This window comes from Cognatishimia sp. MH4019, assembly GCF_020177595.1.
Classification (GTDB): domain Bacteria; phylum Pseudomonadota; class Alphaproteobacteria; order Rhodobacterales; family Rhodobacteraceae; genus JAHTBL01.
In genome coordinates this window covers 169,736-190,705 of the sequence record NZ_JAHTBL010000006.1, presented here as the reverse complement: position 1 = coordinate 190,705, position 20,970 = coordinate 169,736, and the positions used below count along the sequence as shown (strand labels likewise).

General features: G+C 60.0%; 19 protein-coding genes. 13 read left to right on the top strand and 6 right to left on the bottom strand.

Going from position 1 to position 20,970, the window contains the following annotated elements:
• Positions 1-318: 318 nt before the first annotated feature.
• Complete coding sequence (locus KUW67_RS12505; RefSeq protein ID WP_224825647.1) at positions 319-1,068, top strand: endonuclease/exonuclease/phosphatase family protein; 750 nt, start codon at positions 319-321, stop codon at positions 1,066-1,068.
• On the opposite strand, the gene KUW67_RS12500 is transcribed toward KUW67_RS12505, so the two are convergent.
• The 3 genes from KUW67_RS12500 to KUW67_RS12490 form a co-directional block, all read right to left on the bottom strand.
• On the bottom strand, positions 1,065-2,561 hold the full coding sequence (locus KUW67_RS12500; RefSeq protein WP_224825646.1) for a glucan biosynthesis protein: 1,497 nt from the start codon (positions 2,559-2,561) through the stop codon (positions 1,065-1,067). The genes KUW67_RS12505 and KUW67_RS12500 overlap by 4 nt on opposite strands.
• Positions 2,561-4,126, bottom strand: a complete 1,566-nt coding sequence (mdoH, locus tag KUW67_RS12495) for a glucans biosynthesis glucosyltransferase MdoH (RefSeq protein ID WP_224825645.1) — start codon at positions 4,124-4,126, stop codon at positions 2,561-2,563. The genes KUW67_RS12500 and mdoH overlap by 1 nt, the downstream gene beginning before the upstream one ends.
• Before the next feature lie 105 nt (positions 4,127-4,231).
• Positions 4,232-4,735: a cytochrome b gene (locus KUW67_RS12490; RefSeq protein ID WP_370634978.1), complete on the bottom strand. Its 504-nt coding sequence runs from the start codon at positions 4,733-4,735 to the stop codon at positions 4,232-4,234.
• A 244-nt stretch (positions 4,736-4,979) separates the two neighbouring features.
• On the opposite strand from KUW67_RS12490, the gene KUW67_RS12485 reads away from it, so the two are divergent.
• The 7 genes from KUW67_RS12485 (at position 4,980) to KUW67_RS12455 (ending at position 12,727) form a co-directional block, all read left to right on the top strand.
• Positions 4,980-5,648 carry a CDP-alcohol phosphatidyltransferase family protein gene (locus KUW67_RS12485; protein WP_224825643.1) on the top strand — a complete coding sequence of 223 codons (669 nt, stop codon included), beginning with the start codon at positions 4,980-4,982 and terminating at the stop codon, positions 5,646-5,648.
• Positions 5,649-5,659: 11 nt separating this feature from the next.
• Entirely contained in the window at positions 5,660-7,270 is a 1,611-nt protein-coding gene (locus KUW67_RS12480; RefSeq protein WP_224825642.1) for a sulfatase-like hydrolase/transferase, read from the top strand.
• Entirely contained in the window at positions 7,267-8,208 is a 942-nt protein-coding gene (locus KUW67_RS12475; protein WP_224825641.1) for a lysylphosphatidylglycerol synthase transmembrane domain-containing protein, read from the top strand. Before KUW67_RS12480 ends, KUW67_RS12475 begins: the two co-directional genes overlap by 4 nt.
• A gap of 107 nt (positions 8,209-8,315) precedes the next feature.
• Complete coding sequence (locus tag KUW67_RS12470) at positions 8,316-9,311, top strand: ABC transporter substrate-binding protein (RefSeq protein ID WP_224825640.1); 996 nt, start codon at positions 8,316-8,318, stop codon at positions 9,309-9,311.
• On the top strand, positions 9,301-10,101 hold the full coding sequence (locus KUW67_RS12465) for an ABC transporter ATP-binding protein (RefSeq protein WP_224825639.1): 801 nt from the start codon (positions 9,301-9,303) through the stop codon (positions 10,099-10,101). Before KUW67_RS12470 ends, KUW67_RS12465 begins: the two co-directional genes overlap by 11 nt.
• Positions 10,098-11,681 carry an ABC transporter permease gene (locus KUW67_RS12460; protein ID WP_255596817.1) on the top strand — a complete coding sequence of 528 codons (1,584 nt, stop codon included), beginning with the start codon at positions 10,098-10,100 and terminating at the stop codon, positions 11,679-11,681. Before KUW67_RS12465 ends, KUW67_RS12460 begins: the two co-directional genes overlap by 4 nt.
• On the top strand, positions 11,678-12,727 hold the full coding sequence (locus KUW67_RS12455) for a glycosyltransferase family 4 protein (RefSeq protein ID WP_224825637.1): 1,050 nt from the start codon (positions 11,678-11,680) through the stop codon (positions 12,725-12,727). Before KUW67_RS12460 ends, KUW67_RS12455 begins: the two co-directional genes overlap by 4 nt.
• Here KUW67_RS12455 and KUW67_RS12450 read toward each other — a convergent pair.
• Positions 12,722-13,471, bottom strand: a complete 750-nt coding sequence (locus tag KUW67_RS12450) for an FkbM family methyltransferase (RefSeq protein WP_224825636.1) — start codon at positions 13,469-13,471, stop codon at positions 12,722-12,724. The genes KUW67_RS12455 and KUW67_RS12450 overlap by 6 nt on opposite strands.
• Before the next feature lie 261 nt (positions 13,472-13,732).
• Positions 13,733-14,158: an Rrf2 family transcriptional regulator gene (locus KUW67_RS12445; protein ID WP_224825635.1), complete on the bottom strand. Its 426-nt coding sequence runs from the start codon at positions 14,156-14,158 to the stop codon at positions 13,733-13,735.
• Positions 14,159-14,263: 105 nt separating this feature from the next.
• On the opposite strand from KUW67_RS12445, the gene KUW67_RS12440 reads away from it, so the two are divergent.
• The 5 genes from KUW67_RS12440 to KUW67_RS12420 all read left to right on the top strand — a co-directional run bounded on the left by KUW67_RS12440 (position 14,264) and on the right by KUW67_RS12420 (position 19,794).
• On the top strand, positions 14,264-15,475 hold the full coding sequence (locus KUW67_RS12440; RefSeq protein WP_224825634.1) for a GTP-binding protein: 1,212 nt from the start codon (positions 14,264-14,266) through the stop codon (positions 15,473-15,475).
• The gene (locus tag KUW67_RS12435; protein ID WP_224825633.1) at positions 15,475-16,107 is read left to right on the top strand and encodes a DUF1826 domain-containing protein; all 633 of its coding nucleotides are present in this window, start codon (positions 15,475-15,477) and stop codon (positions 16,105-16,107) included. Before KUW67_RS12440 ends, KUW67_RS12435 begins: the two co-directional genes overlap by 1 nt.
• Positions 16,108-16,287: 180 nt before the next feature.
• Positions 16,288-17,316 (top strand): AraC family transcriptional regulator, encoded by a 1,029-nt coding sequence (locus KUW67_RS12430; RefSeq protein ID WP_224825632.1) that lies wholly within the window; start codon positions 16,288-16,290, stop codon positions 17,314-17,316.
• 180 nt (positions 17,317-17,496) lie between these two features.
• Positions 17,497-18,702, top strand: a complete 1,206-nt coding sequence (locus tag KUW67_RS12425; protein ID WP_224825631.1) for an acyl-CoA dehydrogenase family protein — start codon at positions 17,497-17,499, stop codon at positions 18,700-18,702.
• 336 nt (positions 18,703-19,038) lie between these two features.
• Positions 19,039-19,794 carry a hypothetical protein gene (locus KUW67_RS12420; RefSeq protein ID WP_224825630.1) on the top strand — a complete coding sequence of 252 codons (756 nt, stop codon included), beginning with the start codon at positions 19,039-19,041 and terminating at the stop codon, positions 19,792-19,794.
• 397 nt (positions 19,795-20,191) lie between these two features.
• Here the strand turns inward: KUW67_RS12420 and KUW67_RS12415 are convergent, their stop codons facing one another.
• Positions 20,192-20,857: an XRE family transcriptional regulator gene (locus KUW67_RS12415; RefSeq protein ID WP_224825629.1), complete on the bottom strand. Its 666-nt coding sequence runs from the start codon at positions 20,855-20,857 to the stop codon at positions 20,192-20,194.
• Between the last annotated feature and the right edge of the window lie 113 nt (positions 20,858-20,970).

Genomic DNA, 20,970 nt, shown 5'->3' with positions numbered 1-20,970 from the left:
AGAAGCGTATAAAACACCTGCAAAGGGCAGGCACTGTGGCCCCGACCTGAACATCGACGCACTATTCAAAACGTTCGCAAAAGCACTGTCACAAGGGCCGCTCGTCCAGAAAGCACAGATGATCTAGGCGGCACCGCACGTCCAAAAAAGATAAGGCATCACCTATCCATGCGCGCAAAGAGCGGGATGGCGCGTTCACCACGGGCATAGGGGATACTTCGTCGAACCAGACACGATCTGCTCAAGAATGGTAGCACTCTGCCACAGCCCCTCTAAACTCATCCGTGAAGAACAACCGCGTCAAGAAATCGGAGCGCTATGTCAGATCCCAGAACCGCCCTGTCTTGTATCAGTTGGAACATCCATCGCGGTCGGGACGAAGACGGAGCGGTCGATCCCGCGCGCACGGTCACTGTCTTGTGTGACGAGGTTTGCAGCGCGGAAACCGAGTTGCTGATCCTGCAAGAGGCCGATGAAGAATGCCCACCCCACCGCGGGTTTCTGAACATCCAGAGGATCGAAGCCGAGACCGGGCTTCGCTACATCCACACCGAGACGCATAGCCGTTGGGGACAAGACAGCCATGGCTTTCTTGGCGTCGTCTGTTTCGTGCACCCGTCGATCAAGGTCGAGGCTATCCGCGTTTTGGATCTGCCCGGTCATTGCCACCGCGGTGCCGTGCTTCTGGATCTTGTGAAAGATGGGCATTTCTTGCGTGCCATCGGGACGCATCTGTCGCTGTCACAGGCCCTGCGGATCGTTCAGATGCGAACACTTGGACAGCATCTTTTCCGTCTGCCCAACCTGCCCGCAATCTTGTGCGGTGATCTGAACGAATGGCGGCCTTGGGGCGGATTGGCTCTGTCACGCCGGGTGCTAGGAGCAGATTTCCAAGGACCCGCGCCGCGCACATTTCCTGTGCGCAGACCCCTTCTGCCCTTGGATCGCTTCTTGTCCGCAGGCGGAGCGCATATTGAAAAGACTATGGTTCTTGATGGGCCGGGCATCCGCATGGCGTCTGACCATCGCCCCCTCGCCGCACGCGTCACCTTTGATGTAGCGCGCTAAACACCGCCATCCCGCGCGCGGGTCCAGCGGTGTAGCCAAACGGCCTCGGCTTCACCCGTCTCGGCGCGTAACACAAGGCGCAGGTCGACTGTATCGACAGCCTCTGGAGTCAAAAGGAACGTCACGCGTGTCCCCTGGCCGTCCGGTAGATCAAAGAGGCTGACACCAGTGATCTCGGCATCATCATGCGCGCTGATTTCAGGCCTCCGCCCCGCCGCAGGCCCCGCGATATCAATCACATACCGACGTGTGCCGGGGCGGTCATGCTCCCGCCCACTTCGGCTTTGCAGAACACGTGCGTCCCCATCTTCACCCGGCGGGGCAACCGTCCAGCGCAGAGTATACTCAAATCGGTGCGTGCTACCCGGCGCAAGCGGAGCCTCTGGCCGCCAAAACGCAACGATATTGTCCATGAACTCGTCACGCGTGGGGATCTCGACAAGAACCACAGCCCCCGGCCCCCAATCGCCTTTCGGGCGCACAATTGCGCTGGGTCGGTCGTGATAGCGCGCCTCTGTATCTTCAAAATCCGTGTAGGCGCGCGCAGTTTGAAAAAGACCGAAACTCGCAGGGCTGTCATCGACAAAGGCGGACGTTTCCAGCCGCACGGGGTTCGCAATCGGACGCCAGAGGCGCTCTCCCGCACCGTTCTCGATCAACAGCATATCACTGTCATGGACGCGCGGCCTGAAGTCGTCCGAGACCGAGGCGCGCAGCGGGCCTTTCAAATACATCGAGGTCAGGGGGGCGACCCCGATATCCGCGATCTCGCGCCGCGGCATCAGTGTTACAGAGACATCCACCACGGTATCAGCACCGGGGCGCAACGTCATGTCCAGATGCCCGGCCAGCGATGGGCTGTCGATCACAGCTTCCATCCGAACAGTGCCATCCTTGGGGGGATGCAGACGCAAATGCGTAAAGCGCGGGAACTCTTCAGGCCCGGCACCGCCGGTGCCGATCGCCACCGCGCGCGCCGAAAGACCATAGACCATCGCTTGGCCAATCGCGCGAAAATAGCTGGCGCCCTGCACGACCAGCACCTCATCCATGCGATCCGCTGCGTTCAGTGGATACCGCAAACGCAGGCCCGAGAAACCAGCGCCCGGAGCCGTCTCTGGAGCCGTGTCGAAATACCGGTCCTGAAAGCTGAAAAGATCAAGCGAGAACGTAATTTCTTCCGGGCCATCGCCTGTATCGCGATCAATGCGGACCGGATCAGGGAAAAAGAGGCCCGGCGGTAGCAGATCAACCTCAAAGTCGGCGCCATGGGGCAACAATGCTGCGCGCCCTGCAATGGGCCGAATGCCGCGATAGGCGTCATAGCTCAGCCCTGTAAAAGGCGGGGGCAGCGGCGTCTGGGTCGGGCTGTAGGTCTCGGCGGCAAGGCGGCGAGCAACCTGCAGCAAAGACGGCGGCGTTTGAGCCGAGGAAGGCAAACCACGCAGCAGCGCAACCGCACAGACGCTCGCGAGAAAACCCCGTCGTTGCATCACGCAGACGCGTTCAAGACACGCGCAATAACCGGCGCAGCGCAAAGCGGCATTACAACCGGGGCAAGCCATAAGGTCACAGACCCGGTCGTCGCCCAAGCCAACAAGATCAGCGTTCCCCCAACGGCCATCTCTGGCAGGCCGTCAGGCACATAAAACCGACGTGCGCGACCAGACTTCCAACCGCAATCGCGCCCCAGACAAACCGATACCACGGCACCTGCATGACGCACCATGACAAGCGGCGCAATCAGGCTGGAGACGATAAGCTCGCCGACCAAAGCACGCATCGCAACCATGCGACGGCGCAGCGTCCGTGTACGCCCTAGCCAATCTATCATCGCGCAGAGTTTCGGCAAGATCAGCACGAAAGCAACCAACAGAAGCGGCACCACCCCGCTCACCGGCACTAGGCCTGAAGCGATCAATCCCACAAGCATCAGCCAGAGCGGCGCAGCAAGATAGCTAAGGATACCCGCAGCCAGATGGACGCGGCTGATCGGGCATAAACCAGGTGTGAACAGCAAGCGCAGATGCTGCAAATTGCCTTGGCACCAGCGCCGATCTCTCCGGTGAAACTCGCCCAGGGTTTGCGGTGCGCTCTCCGCGCTACCGACGGGATCAGGATCAAGCGCAATCGCCCAACCAGCGCGGCGCATCCACGCGGCTTCGATGAAGTCATGGCTCAGGATATCGCCGCCAAATGGGGCAGCGCCTGAAAGCGTGGGAAGCAGAACTGCGTCGCGAAAAGCGGCTGTTCGCATGATCGCATTGTGACCCCAGTAATTCCCGCTCTCCCCGGTCCACGCCGCAAAGCCGCGCCCGAAATTGCGCGACAATACGCGCGAAGCCACGCGTTGATGGCGACCAAACCGGGTCGTGCCGGGGATCAAAGCAATACCAGCTTGCAAGAGGCCGACGCGCGGTTGCCGCTCAATCTGCCAGATCATCCGGCGAATACGGTGCGCCGACATCTGGCTGTCAGCATCAAGAACCATCATATAGCCAAACGCATCGCTGTGCGTCTGAAACCAGTCGCCGATATTGCCCGGCTTACGCCCAGTGTTGATTGCGCGCCGCCGATAGCGCAGCACGCCAGCCTGCTGCAACGGTGCGAAAGCTGCCTCCTCCGTCGCGATCTGATCGTCGCGCGAGGTATCGGACAGGACGAATATCTGCGTCGCGTCACCGGTCCCAGAGGTGTCGAGGCTTCTGCGCAAAGCCCGCAGATGCGTTGCAATCGGCACCGGATTTTCACCACAAACCGTCACAAGGATCGCTGTGCGCTCGGATGGGGTCCACGCCTCCGGAACCGGTATCGCGCGCGGCGAGGCGGTCAAAAGACCAAGCAAACCTGTCGCAGCGCCCCCGGATATCCAAAGCGCGGTAAGTGTGATCAAGGGAAGCGCAAGTACTGCGCCAAAGGACCATTCAGATACACCCGCCGCGAAGCCCAGAACGATGGCAGACGCCATCAAGACTGTCGCGCCTGCATAAAACGCAAGCGGCGTGATCCGGCCGGTGAGCGGGCCGGATGTGGTGCTATGTATCTCTGTCAGAGACATCGTGGCGTTCAAATTCCTTGAGGCGCAAACCTTGAAAGAGAGGTGCGTAAAGGGCGCTCCTAATCCCAAGGAAGGTATGGCGCAACGCCGGAACGACAAGCAGGGCTAGCTGGCACTGCCCCCGAATGGTGGCCACATGCGCGAAAAAACGCCGTCCTTGCGGAGGATGCCGTGATAAAGAGCAGCGCCAATATGCATGGCGATCAAGCCCGCAATGGCAAAGCTGCCAAAGTAGTGGATGGATTTGGCGACCTCCGCCAACGCATCCGAGCGCGGCACCAGCGACGGCACCCCCAGCGCATCAAGCGCCTCAATGGGGAAGCCGCCCGATCTGACGCGGATATAGCCTGCGATGGGCATGATCAGCAAAAGCGCGTAAAGCGCCGCATGAGACAGCCCTGCAATACGGTGCTGCCAATCGGGAATATCGCTGGGCAGAGGCGCAGGCTTATGGGTCAGACGATAAAAGATGCGGATCAAAATCAGCACCAGAAGCAGAACACCGACGTTCTTGTGAAAAATATAGAGGCTGTTTTGAAAAGACCGCTCCAGCCCCTCTTGCGTCATCAGAACGCCGACGGGAATCGTGGCCAATATCAAGGCGGCCATCGTCCAATGTATAAAACGTGCGGGACTTGGGTATTGGGTATCCGGATTTGCCATTGCACCCTCATGGTTTGATAAGCGGCGCACCGCCCGACGATATAAGCGACGGGTGCGCTATGTTATCTTTCCTTGACAGTGGCAAAGTCAGCGCGATCTTTCAATGATGGCTTTTACGCAGACAGATCTTCTTCGAAAAACGCGCCGACGCCTACCTTGGGGTGCGCCCCATGGCGTAACCGACGCTTTCGTGCGCGCCGCTTTTATGGGCGGGCTCGGCGTTCTGGCGCTGGCCGCAGCTTTGCCCGGAACGACAGCGGGGTCTATCGGCTTTTCGGTTGTCTTGTTTGCTGGGGCCGCAGCAATGGCTGGCCGGTTCTTGCAGCGCGACTACCACCATGACCGTCTGGGGCTGTGCAATTACGTGACGCTGGCGCGGCTGATGCTGGTCTGCGCACTAAGCGCCCATCTACTGACGGGGGGCGGTCCATCTTGGGCATTCTTTGGCCTCGCGGTTATCGCCTTGTCGCTGGATGGCGTTGACGGATGGCTCGCCCGCAAGCAAGGCCTGACCTCGGAGTTCGGCGCGCGCTTCGATGTCGAAGTCGACTCGCTGCTTGCTCTGACCCTTGCCATAAATGCCGCGCTGACGCCTGAGATTGGCGCGGCAGCCCTGCTGCTTGGCATCCCGCGATACGCCTTCATCGCCGCGTCTTATGCCTTGCCATGGATGCAACGCGACTTGCCAGAGCGGTTCAGCCGCAAGGTTGTGTGCGTGCTCCAACTGGCCGCCCTGATCGCGATGCAGGCCCCGCTCTTGCCCGCAACCATCGCCATCGCTCTTGTGCCGCTGGTCGCAGTTGCGCTGGTGTGGTCCTTCGCCCTGGATATCGTATGGCTGCGGCGGTCCCGTTCGTGAAAGGACTGGTGGTGAGGCTGGTCTTAGCAGCGATGGTCCTGCACCTTGTGCTGGTCCAACCCAACCACCCCGCCGCGATGAATTGGGACGCCCTGCTGCTGTTTCCGCTCGAGCTTCCAGTGATTCTGCTCGCACTTGTCGCATTGGGCTCTGGCCGGTGGGCGCAATGGCTGCGCATCGCTCTTGTCAGCACATTGCTTGTGATCGCCCTGCTCAAAACCGCTGACTTTGCAATGTTCACGGCCCTCGCCCGTGGCTTCAACCCGGTTTCCGATCTGCCGCTGATCGAGGCTGGTTTGCGTCTGGCAAACGGCGCCGTTGGACCCGCTCTGACAGCCGCAGGCGTCGTCGCCGCCTTGGCCGCCGTTGCGCTCGTGGCCGTTGCCCTCTGGTGGGCGACAGGCGTCTGGGCGCGGTTGAAAATCGAGCGTGTGCATACAGGCCTGACGGTCGGAGCGGCCATTCTTTTTGGCGCGATCGCCGTGGCCGAGATTGGCCAGACAATGGGCCGCTGGAACCTGCCCGCCCCCATCCCCGGCGCTGCGTTCACAGCCCGCGTCGGGGTAGAGCGCACATTGATGGTACGTGACACGCTTGCCGATCTGCGCGCCTTTTCTGTGGCCGCAGCACAAGACCCTTATGCAGGTCGCACCGGGCTATTGGACACCATCGACAGCGATGTACTGGTGATTTTCGTGGAAAGCTATGGCCGCGCCAGCCTCGACACGCCGCTTTACGCGCAAACCCACCGGGCAACGCTGACCCGCTCCGAAGCACGGCTCCGCGACCTCGGCCTTGAGATGCGCTCAGGCCTTCTGCGCGCCCCGACGCGCGGCGGCCAAAGCTGGCTCAGCCATGCAACCTTTGCCAACGGGCTTTGGGTGGCCGATCAGACCAGCTATGGCGCAGTGCTCGCCAGCGAGAGGCAGACCCTTTTTCACATCGCGCAGAACTCGGGCTTTCACACAGCCGCCGTGATGCCGCAGATCACGCTCGACTGGCCCGAAGCCGCATTCATGGGGTTTGAAACCGTGCTCGCCGCCGCAGATCTCGGCTATGAAGGGCTGCCGTTCAATTGGGTCACGATGCCAGATCAATTCACTTTCGCCGCCATGGACCGCCTCCTGCGCAACGGTCAGGACGACAGGCCCGTCTTCGTCCAAATGGCCCTTGGCTCCTCTCATGCGCCATGGCTGCCCGTGCCAAGACTTGTTGATTGGGAGGCCATCGGAAAAGGCGAAATCTTCAACCCGATGGCCGAGGCAGGCGATCCGCCGGATGTCGTTTGGCGAGACCGCGACCGCGTCCGCGATCAATATCGTCAAGCAGTGGATTACGCGCTCAACGTGGTCTTTGACTATATCGCTCTGCACGCCGATGACCCACCTCTGATCCTTGTCGTCGGCGATCATCAGGCCACAGGCTTTGTCGCGCTGGATGAGCGCCCCGACGTCCCGATCCACCTCATCGGCCCCGATCACCTTGTCGCGCGTGCGGCCGCTTGGGGCTGGGCTGACGGTCTTTTGCCCACGGAAACGGCCTCTCCGCGCGCGATGAGCGACATGCGCAACCTCATACTCGATGCGTTCTCAAGCCTGCCCCCAAAGGACGAAAGCAGTTGATCCGCAAGCTCTCGCCCTGGATATGGCCGGTGCTCCAATTGAGCATCGCGGCCCTTCTTCTATCTTTGCTCTGGCGTGCCGCGGATGGACCAGCCGCCGCCCGCAGCCTTGCACAGGCCAATTGGGTGTGGCTAGTCCTTGCCGTTGCGATGCTGACCCTGCAAACCATCCTGTCTGCGATGCGCTGGCGGCTCACAGCCTTGCAACTGGGGATGTCCTTTGGGACAGGCCATGCGATCCGTGAATACTACCTCGCGCAAGTCATAAACCAATCACTCCCCGGCGGCATGATCGGAGATGCAGGTCGCGCCTACCGCGCGCGCGAGCAAGCAGGGCTCTTGGCGTCAGGACAAGCCGTGGTGATCGAACGGCTCATCGGGCAGATCGCGATGTTTCTTACCTTGGCGGCAGGGTTTCTGGCGACAAGCCTTGTTCCCGGCGGGCTGGACTGGCCCCGTTGGCTGGCGCTCGTCGTTGCAGCCTTGCTGCTTACGGGTCTTCTTTTACCGCCGCTGGTGCTCGCCGCTACGCGCTTCCAGGGCGTTACCGGGCGGGGTGCCAGCGCAATTTCGACAGCTCTGCGAAAGACCCTTGCGGACCGCAAAGTGCTGCCCGGCCAAATCGCACTGAGCATCGGGACGACCCTGTGCAATCTTTCGGCTTTTGCGTTTTGCGCCTATGCTGTTGGCGTCGCGCTGCCGCTCTCCGCCATTGTGGCGCTCGTGCCGCTGATCCTGTTCACGATGCTGATCCCGATCTCGGTCTCTGGCTGGGGATTGCGCGAAGGCGCTGCAGCCGCACTTTTGCCTCTCGCAGGCGCAACCGCAAGCGGCGGGTTGGCCAGCAGCGTGGCCTTTGGCCTGTGCTTCATCGTCGCGGTCTTGCCGGGTGTGATATTCTTGCGGCTCAAACCCCGTGCATCGGGGGTGAATTTATAGCGGCGCAAAAACGCCTGCCCGAAAACGGACGATTGGACGCGGCCCCCGCCCTTGCCAGTTTCCGACCCTCGCCTAGCATTCCTAAGGACAGTTAAAAGGATAGCCCAATGCCATTGACCATCACCCGACGCAGTTTTTTAGCAACCGGAGCCGCCGCTGCCGGAACAGTCGCCCTCGGCCTTGCACCCGGACGCGCGCAGGCGCAAACCGCTGTAGGCCTGCAGCTTTCATGGCTGCACTCCTCGCAATTTGCAGGAAGCTACATCGCCAAGGAAAACGGCTGGTGGTCCGAGGCTGGTCTGGACGTCTCGCTTCTGCCGGGTGGCCCGAACGCCCCGGTTGAGCCACCCGTCGTCGCAGGCACCGCGCTGGTTGGCATCTCTGCGGCTGATTACACCGCCGCCGCGGTCGAACAAGGTGCACCTTTCAAGATCCTCGGGGTGGCGATGCAAAAGAACCCCTTCGTCATTGCGTCCCTTCCGGCAAACCCGGTCAATGAACCCGCCGATCTCATCGGCAAACGTATCGGCATGGCCCTTGCCAACAAGCCTGTCCTGCAAGCGCTCTGCACACTGAACAATGTCGACATCAACGGGATCGAGATAGTGCCAACGCAATACTCCGCCCAGCCCATGCTGGCTGGAGAGGTCGATTGCCTGCTTTGCTGGGAAACTGATCTGCCGGTCGCCATGACCATGCAAAACGTCGAAAACCTGACCATGCTGATGGCCGATCACGGCTACGCAGTGCATTCGCAAACCTATATCGCGACCGAGGACAGCCTTGCCAATCGGCGCGCCGAACTGGTTGCACTCATGGCAGGCGAGGTTCGCGGATGGGACGCCTATCGCACCGATACTGACGCGGCTGCGGCGCTCACGCTGCAGATGTATCCTGATGCAGGCCTCGATCTGGAAACCCAGAAATTGCAGGCCGCACGTCAGGTGCCGCTCATGTTCTCGGAATTGACAGATGCCAATGGCTTTGGCTGGTGGAGCGATGATACCGTCGCTGCCAATATCGAAACCCTTGCGCTTCTGGGCCGCGACGTGACGCCCGACCTCTGGGACCGCTCTATTCTTGAAGAGGTCCATGGCGCCTGATCGAACCCCACCCCCTGAGGTCATCTGCACCGGCCTCGCAAAGGTCTTCGACAGCGGAACAGAGGCCGTCCAGTCCCTTGATCTGACATTTGCGGCGGGCCAGACCACAGCGCTGGTCGGCCCGTCGGGATGTGGCAAATCAACAGTCCTGCGGATGATCGCGGGGCTTGAGACGCCCAGCTCTGGGGAGGTGCAAATCGACGGCGCGCCACCAGCAGAGACGTTGCGCAAAGCCGGGCTGTCGGTCGCCTTTCAGGACCCCTCCCTTTTGCCCTGGCGCAGCGTGCGCGGGAATATCGAGCTGGCCTTGAGCCTTGCACGCCGTCCCATCGACGCTTCTGCGATTGATCAATTAATCGCGCTGGTCGGCTTGGACGGCTTCGGAGACACGCGCCCTGCTGCGCTCTCGGGCGGCATGCGCCAACGCGCCGCTATCGCGCGGGCTTTGGCGACGAAACCCGGCCTCCTTCTGCTGGATGAGCCGTTCGGCGCTGTGGATGAGCTGACCCGCCAACAGCTTGCCCAGGACTTGCCCCGCATCTGGGAGGCCCAAGGCACCACAACCGTCCTTGTGACCCACTCCGTCAGCGAGGCCGTGCTGCTCTCGGATCGCGTCATCGTGCTTTCCCCGCGCCCGGCAAAGATCGTTGCAGATATCGACATCGCTCTGCCCCGGCCGCGCATGGCCGAAATGGTGCGCGAAACGGCGGCGACCGATCTGATTGAACAGGTCTTCACAGCACTCTCCGATGGCATGGCGGCCGCCGACCGCCCTTTGGCCGCGCAATGACAAGCCTAACCGTAGAAAGCCCGGCCACAGGGCAATTACGCGGGTCCAGGGCGACCCCATGGCTCGGCATTCTCATAGTGCTTGCAGGATGGGAACTGGCCGGACATCTGCTGACCGCCGCCTTCGTGCTGGCCGCCCCCAGCGAGGTGATCGGCTACCTGCTACGCGAATGGCAACTGATGGGCCGCGCGCTTTGGACAACGCTTGGCAATGCCGCTGCTGGATTTCTAATCGGCAATCTGGCGGCCTTGCTCTTGGCGGGGGTGGCGCTGCTCTGGCCGCGCAGTGAACGCATCGTGACCGGGCTGGCCTTGCTGGTTTTCTGCCTGCCGCTCGTCGCCACAGGCCCCATTCTGCGGGTCTTTTTCGGGCCGGGATCCGGACCGCAGATCATTCTGGCGGCACTCGCCGTTTACTATACCACACTCATCCCGTTGCTTGTAGGTCTGCGCGCTGCCCCTGACAGCTGGTTCGATCTGGTGCGCAGCTATGGTCGCGGACGCTTTGCTGCCTTGATCCATGTGCGGGCAATGGCCGCCCTTCCTTACTTTTTCACAGGCCTGCAGATCGCAGCCCCCGCCGCCTTTCTCGGCGCAATGGTGGGCGAGTTTACCGGGGCCGAAAAAGGCATGGGCGTCCTCACTATCCGCGCCCTGCGCGCTTTGGATGTCGAGATGACATGGGCCGTCGCAACCGTTGCCACTGCCGTCGCCATCCTTGCCTATGTCGCAATCGGGTCGCTCGCGCGGCGCGTCTTGTTAAGCGATCCACCCGTTATACTCGCTACACCCCAATCCGCCCGCACTCAAAGAACAGCGTGGTGGGATGCGGTGTTGGTCACGCTGCTTGCACTCGCCATCTGGACCAGCGCTCTGTGGATCTTCAATCTAAATCCGTTCTTCGCCAAAGGGCCTACACAGGTCTTCGACGCGCTCTTTATTGCCGCTGATGCAGCAGCAACCCGCGCCACGCTTGGCGGCGCTCTTTCGGAAACGGCGCTCTTTTTAATCCCCGGTTATCTCACGGGACTGGTCGCCGGCGCGGGCCTTGCAATCGTTCTGGTCCTCGCACCAGCCCTGTCGAGTACGGCCATGCCACTTGCCATCGCGCTGCGATCCGTTCCTATTGTCACAACTGCCCCGTTGGTCGTTCTTCTGCTGGGTCGCGGCGCCACCGGAACCATCACCCTCGTCGCGATCATGGTCTTTTTTCCCACACTCGTCGCCTGCCTGCACGGCTTGCGCCAAACGCCCGGACAGGTGCTGGATGTGTTCGACAGCTACGCCGCAGGCCCCGTCACCCGCCTGATCCGCGTCCGCATTCCGGCGATGCTACCAGCCTTTTTCGCGGCTGCACGTATGGCAGTACCAGCGTCTGTCCTCGCGATCACCGTGGCCGAGTGGCTTGCCACGGGTTCTGGTATCGGCAGCCTCATGGCGCTCTCCGCATCCCTGTCCGACTACGATATGCTATGGAGCTCGGTCGTCATCGTCTCCGCCCTCTCCGCGCTTGGCTACGGACTTGTCGGCATGATCGAACGGCGCGTACTCGCCACCTACGCCCCCGAGCAACTGTCATGAGCCTGCGCCCTGCCGCTTTCGCGATCCCTGGCGATATCACCCAGCCGACCGGCGGATACTACTACGAACGTCGCCTGCTGGAAGGTCTGCGTGAACGGGGTCGGGATGTCCAACACCTTCAGATCGGAAGCTCTTTCCCCGATCCAACGCCCACCGATATGGCAGACCTGATCGCTCAGCTCTGCGCCTTGGAGCCTGACCGCGCTGTCATCCTCGACGGTTTTCTTTCGGCGACGATCGACAGTGACGCTCTGTATCGCCTGCATGTGCCGACCGTTGCGATGGTCCACCACCCGCTCGCGCTTGAAAGCGGGCTGGATGCGGGGCGGCGCGACTTCCTGTTTCAGATCGAGCGCGCAAATCTGGCATTGATTTCTCATGTGTTGGTGCCCAGCCCACACACCGCAGAAATCCTTACCAACCGCTACGATGTCGCGCCCGACCGCATCACCATTGCGCGCCCCGGCACAGATCGCCCGGTGCTGCCGCCGGCCCCTGCTGATCCGCCCCTGATCTTGTCGGTGGGCATCCAGCACCCGCGCAAAGGCCATGATATCGTGCTGAAAAGTCTCGCTGAACTGCGGGGTCTTGAGTGGAGCGCAGTGATCGTCGGTGCTCCTTACGACACCCAACACGCCGCCGAGCTGGCGCAGCTTGTGCATGATCTCGACCTCACGCCCCGCGTCCAGATCGCCGGGCGCGTTTCGGACGACACGCTGGCGCAACTCTATAGCCAAGCGTCAGTTTTTGCTCTTGCTACACGCTATGAGGGCTATGGCCTGGTCTTTGACGAAGCCCTCGCAGCCGGGCTTCCCATCGTCAGTTGCGCCACCGGCGCCGTGCCCGATACGGTACCGAAAGCCGCAAGCCACCTTGTCCCATCAGATGATCCGCAGGCCTTCGCCAAAGCGCTTGAGGCTCTCCTTTCTGACCCGGCACATCGGGCGCAACTGGCGACCGCCTCCCAAGACGCAGGCCGCAATTTACCGACCTGGCTGGAGACGGCCAAAATTGCCGGGTCGGTCTTGGATGATCTACCCCTATAGCCGCGCATAGACATCGCCCGAATTCGCAGCCTCCGGTAACGCCTCAATCTCGTCTTTCAGCACCTCGGTCGTTACCCATCCGGGGTAGCGCAACGCATGTTCTTCGCCAAGGCTGAGGTTAAAGTGATACGGTCCCAGCGCGGACAGCCGATCAATGCAGTCATGCGCACAGGTCTTCTGGATCGTCGTAAACTCAAACGACAAGGCCGGAACCGCGACGCTTAGCCCTGCAAGAACATCGGCCTCATGCCCCTCCACATCGATCTTGATGAAATCCGGCGAGCCAAATCGCGCAATCAACGCATCCAGCGTGGTCATCGGCACGGTCACGCTCTGGTCCCAGACCTGTCCCTCCCATCCCTGTGCCCCTGACGCGGCGTCGATAAACTCCGCCGACGCGGTCGCAACTGTCGGGTTACGCCTATTCAGATAAAACACGATCTGGCTTTCGTCCTGACCCACCGCCCATGGCAAAAGCGTCGCTTTCGCCTGACGCCCATGAAGCAACCGAAGTGCCCGGAACACGCGAGGTTGTGGCTCAAGCGCCACAACCGACGCCCCCAGTCGCAGAAAGCTGGCCGTGCGATCGCCGACATGCGCGCCCACATCGAAGACCAGCCCCCCAGGCCGCACAAAGCGTCTGTTCAAAGCATCCATCCGACGCGTTCGCGCGGCATCACGGTAGTAGATATCAAACGACCGACCAATGCCTGCGCGCCAGTTTCCAGCGTCCTCTTGCGTCATGTCGCGCTCCTCAATGACCCCAACCGGCAGTCAGGTTTTGCAAAGCCTATCGCGGCAGCACATCTTAAACACGCCTTAAAAAGAGCCTTTGAGGGTCTCGTAGATTTGCGTGTGATCTCTATCGGGCAACCGATCCGCCGCCGACGTCCACCCGGTCGCGATCTGCTGTAGCTGAGGCGCCTCGACACCGGCGCATCAATCAAGGGGATGCCCGGCGCAGCCAATTGATCGCCCAAAGCGCGGGTGGCCTCACGCTATCGCTTACTGATATTCGCCGTCTTCTTTGACGCCATGCACGTCAGAGATCACTGTTTCACTCAATTTGCGAACAAGGCTCTCTTCGATCTCCTCAAGAACGCGGGACACGCGTTCATGCAGCGCATATTCCACAGAACAGACCGATGCTTCGCTGGGTTCATTTGTTGCAACCATCCGTTCATCCAACGCCAGATAAACATCCGCCAGCGTGATATCTTCGGGCTTGAGCGCAAGACGCCAGCCTCCTGAATGCCCTTTTTCGGAAATCAGCAGTCCCGCCTGTCGCAGCTTTCCCAACACGCGACGCACGACGACAGGATTGGTGCCCGAATGCTCGGCAATTTCTGCAGACGTCCGCAAACGGTCAGGGCTGCCCGCCATGTGGCTCAAAGTGTGCAGGGCAAGGGACAAACGAGAGTTGCGCTTCATGTGCGGTTTTTCTCCAAACGGGCGTTATTCGTAACTTTCACAGTTGCATTAGTAAAGTAACTGCGTAAGTTGCGTAATCTATCAGATCAGAATTGGAGCGTCTCTATGTCAGATAATCGCCTTCCCGTCACGGTGCTTTCCGGATTCTTGGGTGCAGGTAAGACAACCCTCCTGAACCGGGTTTTGAACAACCGCGAAGGGCGCCGCGTCGCGGTTATCGTCAATGATATGTCCGAGGTGAATATCGACGCCGATCTGGTGCGGGCTGATACAGAACTGAGCCGCACAGACGAGACGCTCGTGGAGATGTCGAATGGCTGCATTTGCTGCACGCTCCGCGACGATCTTCTCGATGAAGTGCGCAAGCTCGCCGCTGAAAATCGCTTCGACTATTTGTTGATTGAGTCCACCGGCATTTCCGAACCGCTCCCGGTTGCCGCCACGTTTGATTTTCGTGATGAATTCGGGGACAGCCTTTCAGATGTCTCGCGCCTCGACACGATGGTAACGGTGGTCGATGCCGTGAACCTGCTTGAAGACTTCTCCAGCCATGACTTTCTCAGCGACCGCGGCGAAACGCTGGGCGAAGAAGACGAGCGCACACTCGTCCACCTTCTGACAGATCAGATCGAGTTTGCAGATGTCGTGATCCTGAACAAGGTGACGGATGCCGGTCCTCAGCGCACTGATGCTGCTCGCAAAATCATCCGAAGTCTGAACGCTGATGCCAGAATTATCGAGACTGACCACTCTGATGTCGCCGCCGACACAATTCTTGACACGGGCATGTTTGATTTCGAAAAGGCCCACGAGCATCCGATGTGGGCCAAGGAGCTTTACGGCTTCGCCGATCATACGCCAGAGACCGAGGAATACGGCGTCGCGTCTTTCGTGTATCGCGCAAGGCAGCCTTTCATTCCGGAAAAGATCCTGAATGTGCTGAATGGCCCGCTTCCGGGCGTGATCCGCGCCAAAGGCCATTTCTGGATTGCCACGCGCCCCGAGTGGGTGGCCGAGTTCTCGCTTGCAGGCGCGCTGTCCGGCGTCACGCCACTTGGCACATGGTGGGCCTCGGTGCCAAAAGACCGCTGGCCCGAACACGAGAGCGCCCGCGCCTATCTCCAGCAGCACTGGCAAGAGCCTTGGGGCGACAGACGACAAGAGATCGTCTTCATCGGCGCAGGGATCGACTGGCCAACGCTGAAAGACCGTCTTGATGCCTGTCTGGTCCCTGCGGTGGTTGCGACCGGGCCGGATAACCTGCCGGATTACCCTGATCCATTTCCAAACTGGCGGCGTTCCGAGGAAGCGGCGTGATGCTGGCAGAGAAACCGCTCCAGAACGCGGCCATCGGCGTGAGGATTGCAGACAAGCCGGAGGACCTGACCGCATTCCTGGACCCGCAATGCGCGGCGGCAATCTGGCGGAGGCAACCTGCCGCCGGGTTCCAGAAATGGATCAACCACCTCGACCCCGCGACACTGCCCGAAGGGCGCATCATCTTGCGCCCTGCCATGGTCGAAACGGCGGTGACAGAACTCTGCGACATCGCCCAAACCCCGATCTGCCCCGAACGCGAACAACTGATCAGCGACATCGCAGCGCTCGCTGACATCTTTGCGCGTCTGATGCTAACGCCTTACCTACGGCTCCGGCTCCAACCGGTGACATCGAATGCCTGTCGCAAGTTCCATATTGATGCAATCACCGCGCGGCTTGTCTGCACCTATCGTGGGCAGGGAACGCAATACGGAACGTCCATCGAAGGTCGCGACCCTGCGCGCATCTTCTCTGTCGCCACGGGCGCGCCCATCCTGCTGCGCGGAACCCTCTGGCCTGAGACACCACCCTCTGGCTTGCTTCATCGTTCTCCGCCCATAGAAGGCACCGGAGAGACCCGTCTCCTGCTCGTGCTGGATGCCATCGAAGACCTAGAGGACGAGATCTGAGCCAAGACCATTGATCCGCACACCCAACCGCGCCAGAACAATCGCAACTGCCCGTCAACACATGCCGCCCTTTGCAAAGCTGCGTCTGCGCGCAGACATGCCAGACGTATCTCCCACGTTCACGAAGTCTCTCCTAAAGTGTTTTTCGCGGCCCCTTTCGATGATAGCGACAGGCGCAGCATGACCTATGATACACCGCCACTCCTATCGACCGTTTCCAGCCAATTCATTGCGGATTGGCTAAAGGCATTGCGACCGCTTTGCTCTGATCGTCACTTTGAATCCCTCTTGAAACGCTCCGATTTGCTGACAGATCAGGACCATCCCCATGGCAGGGTCACGCTCGATCAGATCGTGCGTCTCTACCAATTGGCTGCAGTCGAGACGGGCGATGAAATGATGGGGCTCTGGTCACGCCCGATCCGGCCCCGCGCCTTGCAGCATCTTCTGACCTCGGTGCGGGAGGCGACCTCCCTTGCCTCCGCGCTCTACCGGTTCTCGACCTTCTGGAACCTATTGCTTGATGACCACCAGTTCGAGCTGCTGGAAACCGACGGCGCGCTAGAGCTCAGGCTGATCCCACAGACCGACCACGCGGCACAGCGGTTTGGCCATATGCTGATCCTGAAACTGGCCCATGGCCTGATGTCGTGGCTCGCACGGCGTGAAGTGCCGGTCAAAGCGGTCGCCTTTGCCTTCGCCCACCCCGCATTCGAGGAAGACTACGCGGTGATCTTTCCCGCCCCGGTGCGCTTTGGCGGGGACGCCACGTCGATTTCCTTCGACCTGAAGGAACTCGGCCCAGTTCAAGTTCGCAGCACGGTCGATCTGGATCTCTTTCTGGAAAACGCGCCGCGCGACTGGATCTTCACGCGATCCCGTGAGCATACCCAATCCTTGCGCGTCCGCACCTATCTCAGCCAAACCGACTGGGACAGCGCCAACCTCTCTGCCGCCGCGCAGGCCATGCACATGACGCCGCGCACTCTCATCCGCAAGCTGGAGATCGATGGCACATCGTTTCAAGCGATCAAGGACGCCTTGCGCCGTGACATCGCGATCCGCCACTTGCAGACCGGTCAGCACAGTATCGAAGCCATCGCCCACGAGGTCGGGTTTTCCTCGGCGGCCAATTTTCACAAGGCATTCCAGAGATGGACGGGCAACACGCCCAGCTCCTATAGGAGACGCGCTTTCTCTGACGGATGATTTTGTCACTTTTCGACAATAAACTGTCACCTCGCGAGATAGAGCAGCCCAGACCTGAACGCTAGTCTGTCCAAAGAAACATCACTTCAAACCTGTAGCGACGCATATCTCGCGCTTTGCGATACATTCCCCGCGAACGGCGAAATGCGACAGTGCCCGCTTATCAGAAGGACAACGCGCATGTCAGAAAAGCTCAAGACGATCCTCACCGCCGCCCATGATCATGCCACGCAGATCATCGCTCCCAATGTCGATCGCTGGAATGCTGCAAAGACATGGCCGCGCGACGCCTCTGACGCGGCGGGTGCTGCGGGGCTGACAGGTCTCTACGCCCCCGAAGCGTGGGGCGGCCAAGGCCTTCCCCTGTCCGAAGGCATACAGGTCTACGAACAGCTGGGCCTTGGCGACGGGGCCTACGCTTTCGCCCTCTCGATGCACAACATCTGCACCTATGCAGGCTGCGGCTATGGCACTGACGCTTTCAAGGAAAAATGGGCGCACGATCTGACCTCGGGGCGCAAGCTGGCGAATTTTGCCCTGACAGAGCCACAGTCAGGATCGGACCCGATGAAAATGTATACCCGCGCCACGATCAATGGCGACGGCACCTGGACGATCAGCGGGTCGAAAGCTTGGGTCAGCCTGGCAACCGAAGCCGATATCTATTTCACGGTGGTCAAGACCAGCGATGCACCCGGTCACAAAGATATGGCGATGATCGCGATTCCCGCAGATGCACCGGGGATCAGCTTTGGTCCGCTCTATGACACGCCGTCCTACAACTTCCTGCCGATGTCCGAAATGTATCTCGATAAGGTCGTGGTCAGCGAAGACAATATCATCCTTCCGGTGGGGCAAGGATTGCAGGGCTCGCTTATGGCCATCGACATCGCGCGCGTGTCCATCGCATCGGGCTGCTGCGGCTTGATGCAGGCGGCGCTGGATACGGCGCTGTCCTATTCCAAAAACCGCAAGATGTTCGGTGGAAAGAACCTCGATCTGGATGGCATTCAATGGATGCTGGGCGAGGTCGCAACAGATCTTGAAGCGTCCCGCCTGCTCTATCGCAAAGCGGCCGAGGCGCTTGGCACGCCCGAAGGCCCGCTGATGGCGGCGCATGCGAAACGCTTCGTGCCGGATGCAGCCGTAAAGGCGGCCAATACCTGCACGCAGGTGCTTGGTGGCATGGGGCTGTTGCAACCTTACGGGCTGGACCGTCTGTCACGCCTCGCTCAAATGCTGCGCATCGTGGACGGCACCACAGAAATCAGCCGTGTGGTCATCGGACGTGCCTTGCAAAAACGAGCCGCTGGCCTGCCCGATCTGCCCGTTCCCAAGGGCTTCGGTGAAGCCGATGAGACCGAGGTTTCGGTCGCTGCGCAATAAGCCCTCAAAGAGCTTTCACGCATCAAAACGTCAAAACTGCAGACCTGCCACACGGAAGTGGCTGGTCTGACCCTCACTGCGCGTTGCTCGATTGATCTTCAGGCGGGGGGTGAAGATTTCGCTCCTCCGCTTCTAGGTGTCGGACGTCCAACACCTCTCTCAAGATCAAAAACCTCGGATTAAACCTCAAACGGCTAATCCCACACTCCACGCCCCGGACCCCGATCCGGGTCTCCAAAAACAGCCCTTTCAGAATTAACCCCCTGTTAACCTTAACTTAACCGCCCGTTAACTGTCCCTCGCTACCCCTGATCTTGGTAGCGAAAGGAACTCAACGTGGCCCAGCCCCGCCCGGCTCTCAGGCTCGTCCCGACACCGCCTCCAGCGGTCCCCAGCCGTGCACCTTTGCACCGCTCCCTTGGCACGTTGCTGCTTGAGCGTGACCAGATCAGCCCGCAAGACCTCTTTCACGCCCGCGCCCTGCAACGCCGGCAAGATGTCCCGCTGTGGCATATCCTGCGCGCCCGCCGCATGGTCGCGCCCGCTGCCTTGCAAGCCGCACGCGAAGCGATCCACAACACCAGCACCGTCGCCGCCGAAGACCTGCACCCTTGCGCCGACAGCATCGCTCTGATTGGCGCCGCGCGCTGCCTCAAGCTGGGTCTGCTGCCGGTGCGCGATCTTGATCACACGCTCTGGCTCGCCACCGACCGCGCCGAAGCGATGGAGCGTACGCGCCGCCATTTGCCCGAAGCGCTCGCCGATCTGCCGATGGTGCTCGCTGATGAAGACGCCCTGCAAAATGTGCTCGCCGTGCACGAAGTTGCAGCCCTCACCCATCAGGCCGAAACCCGCGTCCGAGCCGAGGAAAGCTGCCGCACATGGCAATCGCGCTTCCCGCTTTTCAAAATCGCCGCCGGTCTGGGTATCGCAACGGCCCTCTTCGCGACAGCCCCCGTTCTGACCTTCGCCACCCTCGTGCTGATCGCCCTCGTCACGCTTCTGGCCAATATCGCTCTGAAAATCGCCGCGGGCGTTATCGCCTTGCGCAAGGACGCCGACTGTTACGGATCACATGGATTGACAATCTGACGGGATAATCCGGTTTTAAGTGGGATTGTGCGGAAAGGCCTGAAAATAAGGGCAAATCGGCGGGCGGTGTCAGCGTGAGCTGGAATTTGATGGTTCACTTGGATTGGCACAGAGCAAGCAGAATGGCCGTTTGGTTCACTTGGATTGGCACGTCGGTGTGGGTCTCGAAAACTCTTCGAATACTTTTCAAAAACTCTTCAAACCTCTTTTTTGCAAAGCTTTCGATGCCTGCGGATTACAGGATAAACCATACCAGCTTTGAAAGCTAATCCGACCAAAGTAGGGACAAATGCGCCCTACTCGTCATGCTATCGTTAGAAACGGTTAAAGTAATTTGCTTTCAAAGGTTTGCGGGGCATGCGATCGGCTTCCGAACATCCGTGAGTTAGGACGTAAATTAACTGGGCCAAGTGCGTGCGGACCACACGACGCGGCCGATGATCTCAAAGTCCTCAAGCTCAGTGGTAGGTAGCACTTTGGTCGGAACATCGACGTTGTCACTGTGAAGCAAGATCGCTTTATTTTCCGGGTCTCGCTCAACGCGTTTTACGGCAACTTCGGTCCCCCTGCGGACGGCAAAGATATAGGACTTGGAAATCGGTGTTTTGTCACGATGATCAATCATCACGATGCCACCGCCCGCAAGTGTCGGTTCCATGCTATCGCCCGAAACACGAACGATTGATGCATGCGCCGGATTGATGCCAGTGCGATCCAGCCATACCGAGCGAAACGCGAGCTGATCAATGGGTTCTTCGCTGGTCACTGCCCGCCCATCACCCGCAGCTAAATCTACGTCATAGACATTGATTTTCACGAACTCATTGTCCGCTGGATCAAGGTTCAAATTAAGCGGGCTGTCGTCCGTTCGCCGAATTATTTCATCAACTCCGACACCTACAATCTCACAGAATGCCAGAAGGTTTTCAAATCTCGGCTCTGCCCTGTCGTTGAGCCAGTGATTAAGCCGGTTCTTCTTGATATTAAGGCGCTTGGCAACAGCGTCTTCGCTGAAGCCACGAGCCTCAAGAGCCGCTCTCATCCGTTTTCCAGCACCTTTCATACCCCCTCATCGCAGGCTTAATCCGATTCGAGAATACAAAACATGCGCAAGTTGATAATATTATTAGTTGACACATAAACTAATGTTGTTAGACAAAGAAAACTAAGAATATT